Below are 13,712 nucleotides of genomic sequence, written 5' to 3' on the forward strand. Positions count from 1 at the left end.
AGCACCACCACGCGGTCGGAGATGTCCATCACCACGCCCATGTCGTGCTCGATCAGCACGACGGTGGTGCCGAACTCGTCGTTCACGTCCAGGATGAAGCGGCACATGTCCTGCTTCTCCTCCAGGTTCATGCCGGCCATGGGTTCGTCCAGCAGCAGCACCTGCGGCTCCATGGCCAGCGCGCGGCCCAGGTCCACCCGCTTCTGCAGGCCGTAGGGCAGCTGGCCCACGGGCGTCTTGCGGAAGGCCTGGATCTCCAGGAAGTCGATGATGCGCTCCACATGCTCGCGGTGCGCGATCTCCTCGCGCTCGGCCGGCCCGATGCGCAGCGCCTGCAGGAACAGGTTGCTGCGGATGCGCAGGTTGCGGCCGGTCATGATGTTGTCCAGCACGCTCATGCCCTTGAAGAGGGCCAGGTTCTGGAACGTGCGCGCGATGCCCATCTCGGCCACCTGGCGGCTCTTCATGTGCCGGAAGGTCTGGCCGCGGAAGGTGATCTGCCCTTCCTGCGGCTGGTACACGCCGTTGATGCAGTTGAGCATCGAGCTCTTGCCCGCGCCGTTGGGGCCGATGATGGCGCGCACCTCGTGCTCGCGCACGTTGAACGAGATGTCGGTGAGCGCCTTCACGCCGCCGAACGCGAGCGAGATGTTCTGCACGTCGAGGATGATCTCGCCGAAGCGCCGGCCCTTGGCCGCGGGGGTGGGGGCGGACGCGCCGCCGGGTGCTGTGTCGGTCATGATCTTCATGCGGCGGCCTTCACCGCCGCGAAGGTGCGGGCGTCCGAGATCTTCAGCGTGGCGCTCACGCTGCCGGTGCGGCCGTCCTCGAACTTCACCTGGGTCTCGATGAACTGCTCGGCCTTGCCGCCGTACAGCGCATCCACCAGCACCAGGTACTTCTCGGCGATGTAGCCGCGCCGGACCTTGTTGGTGCGCGTCAGCTCGCCGTCGTCGGCATCCAGTTCCTTGTGCAGCACCAGGAAGCGGTGGATCTGGCTGCCGGCGAGCTTGTCGTCGGCGGCGAGGTCGGCGTTGACCTTCTCCACGCACTCCTTCATGAGCTGGTACACCTCGGGCTTCTGCGCCAGGTCGGTGTAGCCGGCGTAGGGCAGGTTGCGCTTCTCGGCCCAGTTGCCCACCGCCTCGAAGTCGATGTTGAGCATCACGCACACCTTGTCGCGGCGGTCGCCCACGGCCACCGCCTCCTTGATGTGCGGGAAGAACTTGAGCTTGTTCTCGATGTACTTGGGCGCGAACATCGAGCCGTCGGCCAGCCGGCCGACATCCTTGGCGCGGTCGATGATCTTCAGGTGGCCGTGCGCGTCCAGGAAGCCGGCGTCGCCGGTGTGGTACCAGCCGTCGGCCGTCTTCACCTCGGCGGTGGCAGCGGGGTTCTTGTAGTACTCCTTCAGCAGGCCGGGCGACCGGACCATGATCTCGCCGTTGTCGGCCACCTGGATCTCTACCCCCTGGATCGGGATGCCCACCGTGTCGGCACGCACCTGGTCGTCGGGCTGCAGGCAGACGAACACGGCGGTCTCGGTGGAGCCGTAGAGCTGCTTCAGGTTGACGCCGATGGCGCGGTAGAAGGTGAAGAGGTCGGGGCCGATGGCCTCGCCGGCGGTGTAGGCCACGCGCACGCGCGACAGGCCCAGGTTGTTGCGCAGCGGCCCGTACACCAGCAGGTTGCCGATGCCGTACTGCAGGCGCTCGCCGAACGGCACCTCCTTGCCGTCGCGCAGGGCCGGGCCCACGCGGCGCGCGACGTCCATGAAGTGGTGGAACATGCGGCGCTTGAGCGCGCCCGCGTCCTCCATGCGGATCATCACGCTGGTGAGCAGGCCCTCGAAGATCCGCGGCGGCGCGAAGTAGTAGGTGGGCCCGATCTCCTTCAGGTCGATCATCACCGTGCCGGCGGACTCGGGGCAGTTCACCACGTAGCCGCAGGCCAGCCACTGCGCGTAGCTGAAGATGTTCTGGCCGATCCAGGCCGGCGGCATGTAGGCCAGCACCTCCTCGGCCTCGGTCAGGCGGTCGAAGTCGGCGCCGGCCTTCGCGCGGTCCAGCAGGGTGCGGTGGGTGTGCACCACGCCCTTGGGCTGGCCGGTCGTGCCGGAGGTGAAGAACATCGACGCCACGTCGTCGGGCAGCGCCTTCTCGGCCTCGTTGTGGAAGAACTGCGGGTGCTGCTTGGCGAACACGTCGCCGGCGGCGATGAGTTCATCCACCGAGCCCAGGCCGTCCTCCACGTAGTTGCGCAGGCCGCGCGGATCGTCATAGAAGATGTGCGCGAGCTGGGGGCACTTCGCGCGCACCTCCAGCAGCTTGTCCACCTGTTCCTGGTCTTCCGCGAAGGCGAAGCGCACGTCGGCGTTGTTGATCGGGAAGACGCACTCGGCCGCCGCGGCGTCCTGGTACAGCGGCACCGGGATCGCGCCCAGCGACTGCACGGCGAGCATGGTGGCGTACAGGCGCGGGCGATTGGCGCCGACCACCACCACGTGCTCACCGCGGGTCAGGCCGGTCTGGTGCAGGCCGCAGGCGATGTCCTCGACCAGGCGCGCCATGCGGGCCCAGGTGAGCGTCTGCCAGATGCCGTATTCCTTCTCGCGCATGGCAGGGGCGTCGGGCCGCTGCTTCGCGTGCTGCATCAGCAGCCGGGGAAAAGTCGTCTCCATGCCTCAGGTCCTTCTGCGTGACGAATGCCCGCAATGTAGGCGGGTGTTTGACGTCAGGTTGTCTTTGCGCCGACATTCCTAGGGAATGTCCTAGTAGTGACAGCCCCAGGGGCTGCGCCGCTCAGCGGATGAACCGCCCGCCCTTGCCCACCATGGTCAGCTCCACGAAGCGCGATGCATTGCGCCCGGGCTCGGTGAAGTTCAGCTCGAAGCCGCCGAGGTCGTGCTTCTTCAGGTTCCACGCGGCGTCGATGAAGGCCTGCCGCGACGGATTGCGGCCCGCGCGGCGCAGCACCTCGCAGAAGGCGCGCGCGTTGATGTAGCCCTCCAGCGCCAGGTGGGAGGGCTCGATCTCCACGCCGGCCGCCTTCCAGGCCAGCTGGAAGTCGCGTACCACCTGGTGCACGGTGGAAGACGGCGAGGGCACGACCTGCGTCACGGCGATGCCGGTCGCGTCGTCACCCAGCGCGCGCAGCGTGGCCGCCGCGCCCATGATGGACAGGGCATAGAGCGGCAGGCCGCGGCGCTGGGCGCGGATGGCCTTCACGAAATCCAGCGTGGGCTTGCCGGCCAGGCCGACCAGCACGGCCTCGGGCGCGGCGGCCGCCAGCTTGCCGGCCGCCGTGCCGGCGTCGGAGGCGTTGTTCTCCACCGTCACGGCCAGGGCGTCCTTGATGCCGTGCTTCTCCATCGCGATGCGCGCGCCCTCGTACACCTCCTTGCCGAAGGCGTTGTTCTGGTAGGCGATGCCGATCTTGCGGATGCCGATGGTGGCCAGGTGCTGCACCAGCTGCTCGGCCTCGTCCGGGTAGCTGGCGCGGATGTTCATCACGTTGCGCGCCTTGGGCCGCGCCAGCAGCGCACCGGTGAAGGGCGCGAAGTAGGGCACGCCGGACTCGATCACCTTCGGCAGCGTGGCCTCGATGATGGGCGTGCCCATGCAGTTGAACAGCGCGAAGCAGTCCCGGTCTTCCAGGAAGGCCTCGGCGTTGGCCACGCCCCGCTTCACGTCGTAGGCGTCGTCCTTCACCTGCAGCTCGATCGGGCGGCCGTTCACGCCGCCCTTAGCATTCACGGCGGCGAAGCAGGCGCGCGCGCCCTGGTGCATGGCCTGGCCCAGGTCGCCCAGCGGCCCGCTGAGCGCGGTGGACTGGCCGATGCGCAGCGGCGCCTCCACGGCGCGCGCGCCGGCGGGCAGCAGCCAGGGCAGCGAGGCCGCCGCGGCCAGCACGGTGCGGCGGTTGAGGCGATGGGCCGGGCGGGCGGCGGGGCGGGGGGTGTTCATGGGTCCGCACCTTAGGCCGCGCGCGGCCGGGCGGCTGTCGGTGCGACGACATTTGGGCGCCTTCCGATTCAGGACTTACCCGCAAATCGTCTGCGTGGCGACATTCCGCGGCCGGCTTGCGCCGCATCAAGCGGCGCCCGGCGGCGCGCGGCTAAGGTGGGGGCGTTTCTTCACGGAGCTTCACAACCACCATGTCCGATCCGCTGAACCAGGTGCTGGTGCACCTCGATGCCGCCGATGCCTGCGCCGACCGCCTCGCCGTCGGCCGCCAGCTCGTGCGGGCTCACGGCGGCGCCCTGTCGGTGCTGTACGCGGCGACGCCGGCCTACCTGGAGCCCGGACCCGACGGCATGCCCGGCGCCCCCTACAACCGCGTGGACGACGAGCGCCGCGCCAAGGCGCGCGCGGCCTTCGACCGCGTGATGGCCCAGCCGGGCCCGGCGGCCGAATGGGCGCAGGCCGACACCTATCCGCTCGCCGCCGCCTTCGCCCGCCACGGCCAGTATGCGGATCTGCTGGTACTGGGCCAGCGCAACCCGGCGGACCCCAACGCTGGCGGCGTGCCCGCGGACTTCCCGGAGGACGTGCTGCACGCCACCGGCCGTGCCGGCCTGATCGTGCCCTACATCGGCTGGAACCGGCCGGTCGGCCGCACCGTGGCCATCGCCTGGCGCGAAAGCCCGGAGGCGGTGCGCGCGGTGGCGGCGGCGCTGCCGCTGCTGCGCAAGGCCGCCATGACGCACGTGCTCACCTGGCGCAGCGGCCGCGAGGCCGATGGCGCCGGCGAGCGCCTGGCGCGCTACCTGGCGGCGCACGGCGTGGCCGCGCGCGTGCATGACGGCGGCCGGGCCGGCGCCCCCATCGGCGAGCTGCTGCTGTCGCGCGTGGCCGATGTTGGCGCCGACCTGCTGGTCATGGGTTGCTTCGGCCATAGCCGCGCCCGCGAGTGGCTGCTGGGCGGCGCCAGCCGCACCCTGCTGGCCGCCATGACGGTACCGGTGCTGATGGCGCACTGACCGGCGCACGGGTCGTCCCGAATGGCGCCGCCGCCCGAACCCGCTACGCTGCCCCGATGGCCTCCGAGCTGACCCTGCATCAGCGCCGCCGTGATCCCACGGCGGCCGAACTCGCCGTCATCCCCTGGCTGCGCGTGCTGCTGCCCGAGGAGCGTGAACGCGCCGTGCCCTTCATCAAGGTGGGCGATGCCCTGCCCGGCGACTACGTCTGCCGCATCGGCCGGCCGGTCACCTACTGGTTTGGTGTCATCGAGGGGCTGCTGAAGATGAGCACCGACAACGAGGAGGGCCAGCCGCTCACCTTCACCGGCGTGCCGCCGGGCGGCTGGTTCGGCGAGGGCACGGCCCTCAAGCGCGAGGCCTACCGCTACAACATCCAGGCCTTGCGCCGCAGCGTCGTCGCCGGCCTGCCGGTGGATACCTTCCACTGGCTGCTCGATCACTCCATCGGCTTCAACCGCTTCGTCATGGGGCAGCTGAACGAGCGCCTGGGCCAGTTCATCGCCGCGCGCGAGATCGACCGCATGAACAACCCCGATCTGCGCGTCGCGCGCAGCCTGGCGGCGCTGTTCAACCCGGTGCTGTATCCCGGCGTCGGCGAGGTGCTGCGCATCACCCAGCAGGAACTGGCCTACCTCGTGGGCCTGTCGCGCCAGCGCGTGAACGAGGCGCTGTCGTCGCTGCAGGAGCAGGGCATCATCCGGGTGGAATACGGCGGATTGCGCATCCTCGATCTGCACGCGCTGCGGTCCAGCGTCATGCAGCCGCCGTCGGCGCGAGCGACCGCGGACGCACCGCCCGACGCCATCCGCCGCACGGCGGCGGGTTGAGCCCCCCTGTTCGTGGGGCAGTCCTTGCCAAGGACCGTGCCGGAGGATAGATTGGCAGCATGACAATTCAAGATGCCGGCGCGGGCGAGGGCGCGGGCGCGGTCGCACCTGAGGGCGCGGGCACCCGCGCGCCGTCTTCCCAGACTCCCCCCTCTCCACTGCCTGAACTGGACGCCCGGAAAGAGGCGCTGCGCCTGGCTGGGATCTACGCGGTATTTGCCACGGTCTGGATCGTCGTTTCCGACTACGTGGCCCGGCATTCGGCCGCGACGTCCGACGATCTGATGGAGTACAGCGTTCTGAAGGGCCTGGCCTTCGTGGCCGTGACGGCCGCCTTGCTGTTCGGTCTGGCGATGCGGCTGATGCACCGCATTCGCGAGAGCATGCAGCGCGCCCGCTCGCGCGACGCCGAGATCGCCCGGCTGAGCCGCCTGTACGCGGCGCTCGCCGAGATCAACCGCGCGATCCTCTGGTCCCGCAGCCGCGAGGCGCTGTATGCCGAGGTCTGCCGGGCGCTGGTGGAGCAGGGCGGGATCCGCATGGCCTGGATCGGCCACGAGGCGCCGGACGCCAAGCAGCTGGAGGCCCTGGCCGCCCACGGCCAGGGCAGCGATCTGCCCGCCGCGGTGACCTTTGCCACGCTGCCCTCGCAACTGGGCGACAGCGCGGCGGGCGAGGCCTTCCAGCGCGGGCGGCCCTCCATCCGCAACCACGTGCTGGAAGACCTGCGCAGCGCGCCCTGGCGCGACGCCTTTCGCGAGCGTGGGTTCGCCGCCGCGGCGGCGTTCCCCATCCGCGACGGCAGCGAGGTCGCCGCTGTGCTGGCCGTCTACACCGCCGCGCCCAGCTTCTTCCATGACCTGGAAATCGAGCTGCTGCAGCGCGTCACCACCAACATCACCTACGCGATCGACAATTTCCGCCGCGAGGAACGCCGCCTTGCCGCGGAGGAGCGCGCCCACGCCGAGCGGGAGTTCACGCAGCTCCTGCTCGAAAGCATGCCGGGCATCATCTTCCTGTACGACGAAAGCCGTCATGTGCATCGCTGGAATCGCCAGATGGAGCGCGTCACCGGCTATTCGGCCCGCGAGATTGCCCGCATGAACGTGCTGGATTTCTTCACCCCCGAGGGGCGTGCCAGCGTGGACGCCGCGATCAGCCAGATCTTCGAGGGCAAGGACTCCAATGCCATGGCCCGCCTGCAGGCGGCCGACGGCACCGTCACCCGCTACCGCCTGGTGAGCCGGCGCGTGGAAATGGGCGGGCGCGCCTACATCATGGGCCAGGGTGTAGAGGTCGTTTCCGAGACGCCCGAATTCAGCATCCAGACCGCGCCCGCGCCTGCCAGCGGAGAACCAAGCCCATCATGACGACCGAGTCCCCCACCGAGGCGGGCCACCACCGCACCAACGACCTCGCGCCCTACCTGCACTTCATGGTCAAGTCGGGCGGCTCCGACCTGTTCATGACGGTCGGCGCGGTGCCCACCGTCAAGGTGCAGGGCGAGGTGGTGCGCCTGGGCAAGCAACCGCTGGTGCCCGGCCAGGTGAAGGCCTTCGCCTACTCCATGATGAGCGAGGCGCAGATGCGCGAGTTCGAGCGCAACCTCGAATGCGATCTCGCGGTCGGCATCGACCGCCTCGGCCGCTTCCGCTTCAACGTGTACATGCAGCGCGGTGAGGTGAGCCTGGTCGCGCGCTACGTGAAGCCCGACATTCCCTCCCTGACCGACCTGAAGATGCCCGCCATCCTGCAGAAGGTGGTGATGCAGAAGCGCGGGCTGGTGCTGTCCGTGGGGGCCGCGGGCTCCGGCAAGTCGAGCACGCTGGCCGCGATGATCGACCACCGCAACCGCACCGCGCCGGGCCACATCCTCACCATCGAGGACCCGATCGAGTTCCTGCATCCGCACCACCTCTGCGTGGTGGATCAGCGCGAGGTCGGCCTGGACACTCACTCGTTCGAGCAGGCCCTGCGTCACGGCCTGCGCGAGGCGCCTGACGTGATCATGATCGGCGAGATCCGCGACGAGGAGACGATGAACCACGCCATGAAGTACGCGGAGACCGGGCACCTGTGCCTGGCCACCCTGCACTCGAACAACGCGAACCAGGCCGTGGACCGCATGATCAATTTCTTTCCCGAGGGCGCGCGCAAGCAGGCCCTGCTGGATCTGTCGCTCAACCTCAAGGGGGTGATTGCGCAGCGGCTGATCCGAGGCACCAAGCGCCGCCTGGTGCCCGCGACCGAGGTGATGCTGCAGTCGGCCTTCATCAGCGACCTCATCCAGAAGGGTGAAATCGACCAGATCAAGTCGGCCATTGGCAAGAGCACCGATCTGGGCATGCACACGTTCGACCAGTCACTCTATGACCTCTACCAGGAGGCAGAGATCACGCTGGACGACGCGCTGGAGAACGCCGATTCGCGCACCGATCTGTCGCTGCGCATTCGCATGCACGCGGGCGCCGACGACGCCGACCTCTCGGGCTTCGACCTCCGCCGGGGATAGGCCGCGCGCCGCGGTTGACCTGGGCTACTGCGAGACGAAGGCCACCTGCGAGTGATCGGCCTGGCCTGCCATCACCTTCTCCAGTGCGTCCTGCCGAAGGCTGCGCGCGCCCTTCGACAAGGCATGCTCGAAGATGCGATCAGTTGCTGCGCGGGCGTGGATCAGCGGCTTGATGTCCGCGTCGTTCTCGATGATCTCGTACACGCCGAGGCGGCCCTTCGTACCCTTGCCGTTGCAGTGCGGGCACCCTCGGCCATGCCAAAGCGCGGGCCGGTCGTGCCCGCTGAGCGCCACGGCTTCGAGCAGGCGCTCGCGCCCGGATTCCAGCGGCAGCGGCGTGCCAGCCACGTAAGTGGCGGCCAGCGCCAGCATGTCGTCGCCAGAGAGGTCCCTGGGCTCGCGGCAGTGCATGCACAGGGCACGCACCAGACGCTGGGCGACGACCGCGACCAGCGAGTCGCCGAAGTTCATCGGATCGATGCCCAGATCGAGAAGGCGCACCACGCTCTCGGCGGCGGAGTTCGTGTGCAAGGTCGACATCACCAGGTGTCCCGTGAGGGAGGCCTCGATGCAGACGTGCGCCGTCTCGGCGTCGCGCACCTCCCCAACCATGATGATGTCGGGGTCGGCACGCAGGAAGGCGCGCATCGCGGATGCGAAGGTGACGCCGATCTTCGGGTTCACCTGCAGCTGGCGCAGGCCGGGCTGGGTGATCTCGATCGGGTCCTCGGCCGTCCAGATCTTGCGGTCGTCGGTGTTCAGGTGCGAGATGATCGAGTGCAGCGTGGTTGTCTTGCCCGAGCCGGTGGGGCCGCAGGCGAGGATCAGCCCATAGGGTCGATGGGCGGCCCGCTGGAGAGACCTGGCGTCGCGCGCCGACAAGCCCAGGCGGGCGAGCGGGATGGCCTCCGAGGTGGCCAGCAGGCGCAGCACCGCGTCTTCCAGGCCGTCGTGGGTGGGCACGCAGGCGACGCGCAGCTCCAGCCGGATCTGGCCGTATTCGCTGAAGTTGATCTTGCCGTCCTGCGGACGGCGCCGCTCGGCGATGTCGAGCTTGGCCATCACCTTGATCCGGGAGATGAGCGCGGCGCGCACGCTGGCTGGCAGTCGAACGTACTCCTCGAGGTCGCCGTCGATGCGAAAGCGCACGCGCGAGAGCTGGTCGCCGAAATTGCTCTCGATGTGGATGTCGCTTGCCTTGCGGTCATGCGCATCCTCGATGATGCGCTTGACGAGCTGCACCACGTTCGACTGGATGTCGACCGCGTACACCTGCTCCTGCACGCCGCGTTCGCTGATTTCCTCCTGCGCCCGCGCCAGCAGCGTGGGCAGGTCGATGTCGCTGTAAGGCGCGCGCCCGGTGCTGCGCGAGCCCTCCGATGGCGGCGCCGGTGGCTGCCCCGCCAACCGGGCGGTGATCTGCGGCAGCGGCGCCCAGGCCAACATCACCGGCATGCCCGCCAGCACCGACAGCTCGGACTGCAGCTCGCGGTCCATGGGCCGCGCGCTCGCCACCCAGAGGTTGTCGTCGAGCACCCCGAGCGGCAGGGCCTGGTGCGGCGCCGCCACGGTGAGCGGCAGGCGCTCCAGCGCCTCAGGCGTGGGCTGGAAGGCGCCGGCGTCGACCTCGGGCACGCGCGCGATCACGGCCTTCAGGTGCTCGAACTCGGCGTCGCCGATCTGCCCGTGCTCATGGTGGGCCTGCATCCACGTCCGCACGGCCGAGGCCGGGCTGGCCTGCAGGCGCGCGTAGGTCCGGAAGTCCACCAAGCCCAGCTCCCAAAGGGCGCGGCCGGTCGCCACGAGGGGCTGGCCCCATTGGTGGGCAACCGCGTCGGCCAGGCTGCGCATGTCGGCGGCTCCTGCCGGCCGGGGCGGTGGGGCGGGTCGGCGGGTCGGGGATGGCTCGAACATCGATGCGAAAGGGTGGTTGAGCAGGCGCGCGCGCTCCGGCCCCTATTGTGCGACTGGAACGCGCCCGCACCAATCCGGGTGCCGTTCCTGCGGCGCAACGCGGGCCGGTGCAGGTCGGCGTGGAACAAAGGTCAGTCGCGAGTCGGTGCGGCATCCGGACGGAGGGCGTCGTGAGCCGCGCGTGCACGCGGCTCGGCGCGGCCCTGCTGTGCCCGGCCATGGTCGTCCTTGCGGCGCTCATGGGGGGCCAGGCCCTGGCGCGTGACGTGGTCACGATCGCGCCATCGGCGCGGTGCGGGCCGGCCGACGCGCTTGGACGCATGCACTGTGCCGTTGGCTGGGATGACGACCGCATGCTTGGCGCACTGGAGCCGCAGCAGGCCCTGCAGTGGTGCTGGGCTGCCGCGGTCGCCTCGCTGATCAAGGACGCCGGGCACGTGCAGTCACAGATGGCGATCGTCGAGGAGCAGTTCGGTGCCGTCGTTGACCGGCCGCTCACGAAGCACGGGCTGCTGGACCTGCTGAACCGGGTGTGGACCGACGAACGCGGCAACACGTTCCGATCACGCGCGGCCGAGCTGCCGCCAGCCGGGGACCTGCGTGCTGTCGCCCCGACCGTACTGAACGAACTCGATGCCGGCCGGCCGCTGATCCTGGGCGTGCGGGGCGGTCCTGCTTCGCAGGGTCACATCGTCCTGCTGGCGCAAGCGCACTTCGAGCTGTACCTGAACGAGGACGCGGTCCGCCTGACCGGCGGCAAGGTGATTGACCCCGCGCCCGGCGAGGGCGTGAGGCCATTGCGCTTCACTGAGATCCGGCCCTTCTTCGTCGCCACCGTCCGGGTGGAGTCCGGTGCGGCCTGCCCGCCGGCGGGCTGAGGGCCAGCGGGCGCGGTGGCATGATGCGGGCGCAGCGCGCGAAGTCATCGGCCGGGCCATCGCGCGCGGACACTCGCGACACCCCAGAGACTGCCATGCCGCCTGATCGCCTGCCGGACGTCCCGCCGGCTACAACTCGACTGAACAAGCGACTGGCCGAGCTCGGCCTGTGCTCGCGCCGGGAAGCCGACGACTGGATCGCGCGCGGCTGGGTGCGGGTGAACGGGCAGCCGGCCGTCATGGGCCAGCCCGTCGCGCCCGCGGCCCGCATCGAGATCGATCCGCGGGCACGCGGCCAGCAGCAGGCCCAGGTGACGATCCTGCTGCACAAGCCCATCGGCTATGTGAGCGGCCAGGCGGAGGACGGCCACCAGCCCGCGGTCTCGCTGGTGCAGGCGCGCAGCCGCTGGCAAGCCGACCGTGAGCCGACCCGTTTCGTGGCCGCGCAGCTGCGCGGCCTGGCACCGGCCGGTCGGCTGGACATCGATTCCACGGGGCTGCTGGTGCTCACGCAGGACGGACGCGTGGCGCGCCGCCTCATCGGGGAGGACTCCAGCATCGAGAAGGAGTACCTGGTTCGGGTCGCTTGGGGGGAGGTCACGGCCGACGTGCAGCGTGCGTTCCCGCCCGCGCAGCTCGCGCAGCTGCGCCACGGCCTGCACCTGGACGGGCGCGCGCTGCGGCCGGCCCGCGTGGACTGGCAGAACCCGGAGCAGCTGCGCTTCGTGCTCACCGAAGGACGCAAGCGCCAGATCCGGCGGATGTGCGAGCTGGTGGGCCTGAAGGTCGTGGGCCTGAAGCGGGTACGCATCGGGCGGGTGGTCCTGGGCCAGTTGCCGGTGGGCCAGTGGCGCTACCTCGGCACGCGGGAGGCGTTCTGACCACCTCCGCACGGCCAGCCCCCACATGGCGACGCGGCCGCCTGGCGGTCGCCGTGCTGATGGTCGCGGCCAGCCTGCTGGCGCCCGCCCAAGCCCGCGAGGCTGCCGCGCTGCCTGCAGGCGCGCGCTGCGGCCCCGCGGGCGCCGATGGCGGCCGGCATTGCGCGATCGGCTGGACCGAGGATCGCATGCGCAACCTGTGGCAGCCGCAGGAGGAGACGAACTGGTGCTGGGCAGCCGCGATCTCCATGCTGTTCTCGGCGAGCGGCCTCGTGATGTCGCAAGCCGGCATCGTCGAGCGGCAGTACGGGGCACCGCTCGACGAGCCGGAGCACATGGCGGACGTCCTCGATCTGCTGGGCCGGGCCTGGAGCGATGCGCAGGGCAACCACTTTCATTTCATCACCGCGCTGGCGGGGCGGTACCTGGACCTGCGCGACCTGGCGGCGCCGCTGCTGGCCGACATGTCGCAGGGCCGGCCGTGGCTGATCTTCCATGCTCGGCACGTCGTGCTGCTTGCCCGCGTGACCTTCGAGTTCAACGAGCGCACCGGCCGCATGCGCATCGTCGGCGGTTCCGTACTGGACCCGAATCCGGGCGAAGGCGTGCGCGCATTGCGCGCCGACGAGTGGGTCCCGCGTTACGCGGTGAGGGTGCGCGTGCACGCCGACAACGATTGAGCTTCCGGGGGCGGCATGGGTCGAGTTCGGCCTCGCCGCGCGGATTGACCTGCCGCGGGTCCCGTGCGCTCGGTAAGATCACCCGCTCAACCGGAGGTCCTCATGCGTCGCCCCAGCAAGCCTGTCGTCCTGTTCGCTCTTGCGTTCACCTTGCCACTCGCCGCCGCTGCCCAGCAGACCGTCAGCGCCATCTGCAGCACCGACCAGGCCTGGTGCGAACTGGCCGCGCAGGAGTTCACCAAGGCCACCGGCATCCGCGTGCAGCAGACGCGCAAGCCCACCGGCGAGGCGCTGGCCCAGATCCGCGCCGAGGCTTCCAACCCCAAGACCGATCTGTGGTGGGGCGGCACCGGCGACCCGTTCTACCAGGCGGCCGAAGTCGGCCTGCTGGAGCCGTACCGCCCCGAGTACCTGAACGACCTGCATGGCTGGTCGGTGCGGCAGTACGCGATGAGCCAGAACTACGTGGGCGGGTTCTACACCAGCGCCATCGGCTTCGGCTGGAACGAGGAGGTGCTGAAGAAGAAGAACCTGCCGGCGCCGAAGTGCTGGAAGGACCTGCTCGATCCCCGGTACAAGGGCGAGATCGAGACCTCGCACCCGGCCTCCAGCGGCACGGCCTACACCATCCTGGCCGGCCTGGTGCAGCAGATGGGCGAGGAGCAGGCCTTCGACTACCTGAAGAAGCTGCACCGCAACGTGACGCAGTACACCCGCAGCGGCACCGCACAGGCGCGCAGCGTGGCCAAGGGCGAGGTGGCCATCGGCATCAGCTTCATCTTCGGCTTCGAGAACGAGCGCATCACCAACAAGTTCCCGGTGCAATCCACCGCGCCGTGCGAAGGCACCAGCTATGAGATCGGCGGCATCGCGCTGATCAAGGGCGCGCGCAACAAGGACGCGGCGCGTCGCTACTACGACTGGCTGATGGGCCCGCAGGGCCAGCAGATCGGCGCGCGCGCCAACAGCCTGCAGGTGCCGGCCAACAAGACCTTCAAGCCCGACCCGCGCATCCCCGGCATCGACAGCGTGCGAC

General features: G+C 69.8%; 12 protein-coding genes. 8 read left to right on the forward strand and 4 right to left on the reverse strand.

The features are described 5' to 3' along the window. The 3 genes from ACE3T5_RS18470 to ACE3T5_RS18480 all read right to left on the reverse strand — a co-directional run. A partial coding sequence (locus tag ACE3T5_RS18470) for an ABC transporter ATP-binding protein (protein ID WP_374669575.1) occupies positions 1-749 on the reverse strand: 749 nt, incomplete at its 3' end. Then, the gene (locus ACE3T5_RS18475; protein ID WP_374669576.1) at positions 746-2,680 is read right to left on the reverse strand and encodes a long-chain fatty acid--CoA ligase; all 1,935 of its coding nucleotides are present in this window, start codon (positions 2,678-2,680) and stop codon (positions 746-748) included. The genes ACE3T5_RS18470 and ACE3T5_RS18475, both read right to left, overlap by 4 nt. 121 nt (positions 2,681-2,801) lie before the next feature. After that, a complete protein-coding gene (locus ACE3T5_RS18480; protein ID WP_374669577.1) occupies positions 2,802-3,965 on the reverse strand; it encodes an ABC transporter substrate-binding protein in 1,164 nt (387 codons plus the stop codon). A 191-nt stretch (positions 3,966-4,156) separates the two neighbouring features. Between ACE3T5_RS18480 and ACE3T5_RS18485 the strand changes: the two genes are divergently transcribed. From ACE3T5_RS18485 to ACE3T5_RS18500, 4 genes are read left to right on the forward strand one after another with little or no spacing between them, the layout of a single operon-like run. Beyond that, complete coding sequence (locus ACE3T5_RS18485) at positions 4,157-4,981, forward strand: universal stress protein (RefSeq protein ID WP_374669578.1); 825 nt, start codon at positions 4,157-4,159, stop codon at positions 4,979-4,981. Positions 4,982-5,037: 56 nt separating this feature from the next. Further along, on the forward strand, positions 5,038-5,811 hold the full coding sequence (locus ACE3T5_RS18490; RefSeq protein ID WP_374669579.1) for a Crp/Fnr family transcriptional regulator: 774 nt from the start codon (positions 5,038-5,040) through the stop codon (positions 5,809-5,811). 59 nt (positions 5,812-5,870) lie between these two features. Then, positions 5,871-7,181, forward strand: a complete 1,311-nt coding sequence (locus tag ACE3T5_RS18495; RefSeq protein ID WP_374669580.1) for a GAF domain-containing protein — start codon at positions 5,871-5,873, stop codon at positions 7,179-7,181. After that, entirely contained in the window at positions 7,178-8,323 is a 1,146-nt protein-coding gene (locus ACE3T5_RS18500) for a PilT/PilU family type 4a pilus ATPase (RefSeq protein WP_374669581.1), read from the forward strand. Before ACE3T5_RS18495 ends, ACE3T5_RS18500 begins: the two co-directional genes overlap by 4 nt. A gap of 24 nt (positions 8,324-8,347) precedes the next feature. Here ACE3T5_RS18500 and ACE3T5_RS18505 read toward each other — a convergent pair whose 3' ends face one another. Continuing rightward, positions 8,348-10,174, reverse strand: coding sequence for a GspE/PulE family protein (locus ACE3T5_RS18505; RefSeq protein WP_374669582.1), 1,827 nt, complete (start codon positions 10,172-10,174; stop codon positions 8,348-8,350). A gap of 233 nt (positions 10,175-10,407) precedes the next feature. Between ACE3T5_RS18505 and ACE3T5_RS18510 the strand changes: the two genes are divergently transcribed. The 4 genes from ACE3T5_RS18510 to ACE3T5_RS18525 all read left to right on the forward strand — a co-directional run. Beyond that, positions 10,408-11,115, forward strand: coding sequence for a hypothetical protein (locus tag ACE3T5_RS18510; protein WP_374669583.1), 708 nt, complete (start codon positions 10,408-10,410; stop codon positions 11,113-11,115). A gap of 95 nt (positions 11,116-11,210) precedes the next feature. After that, a complete protein-coding gene (locus ACE3T5_RS18515; protein ID WP_374669584.1) occupies positions 11,211-11,996 on the forward strand; it encodes a pseudouridine synthase in 786 nt (261 codons plus the stop codon). A gap of 53 nt (positions 11,997-12,049) precedes the next feature. Beyond that, the gene (locus tag ACE3T5_RS18520; protein ID WP_374669585.1) at positions 12,050-12,676 is read left to right on the forward strand and encodes a hypothetical protein; all 627 of its coding nucleotides are present in this window, start codon (positions 12,050-12,052) and stop codon (positions 12,674-12,676) included. Positions 12,677-12,778: 102 nt separating this feature from the next. Then, positions 12,779-13,712 (forward strand): ABC transporter substrate-binding protein (locus tag ACE3T5_RS18525; RefSeq protein WP_374669586.1); only part of this gene is annotated, 934 nt, incomplete at its 3' end.

The organism is Ramlibacter sp. (genome assembly GCF_041916345.1).
Lineage (GTDB): Bacteria > Pseudomonadota > Gammaproteobacteria > Burkholderiales > Burkholderiaceae_C > Ramlibacter.

Excerpts from the sequence above, each read along its gene's own strand:
- ACE3T5_RS18475 (WP_374669576.1), bottom strand. The coding sequence starts at position 2,680 with ATGGAGACGACTTTTCCCCGGCTGCTGATGCAGCACGCGAAGCAGCGG.
- ACE3T5_RS18480 (WP_374669577.1), bottom strand. The coding sequence starts at position 3,965 with ATGAACACCCCCCGCCCCGCCGCCCGCCCGGCCCATCGCCTCAACCGC.
- ACE3T5_RS18485 (WP_374669578.1), top strand. The coding sequence starts at position 4,157 with ATGTCCGATCCGCTGAACCAGGTGCTGGTGCACCTCGATGCCGCCGAT.
- ACE3T5_RS18490 (WP_374669579.1), top strand. The coding sequence starts at position 5,038 with ATGGCCTCCGAGCTGACCCTGCATCAGCGCCGCCGTGATCCCACGGCG.
- ACE3T5_RS18495 (WP_374669580.1), top strand. The coding sequence starts at position 5,871 with ATGACAATTCAAGATGCCGGCGCGGGCGAGGGCGCGGGCGCGGTCGCA.
- ACE3T5_RS18500 (WP_374669581.1), top strand. The coding sequence starts at position 7,178 with ATGACGACCGAGTCCCCCACCGAGGCGGGCCACCACCGCACCAACGAC.
- ACE3T5_RS18505 (WP_374669582.1), bottom strand. The coding sequence starts at position 10,174 with ATGCGCAGCCTGGCCGACGCGGTTGCCCACCAATGGGGCCAGCCCCTC.
- ACE3T5_RS18515 (WP_374669584.1), top strand. The coding sequence starts at position 11,211 with ATGCCGCCTGATCGCCTGCCGGACGTCCCGCCGGCTACAACTCGACTG.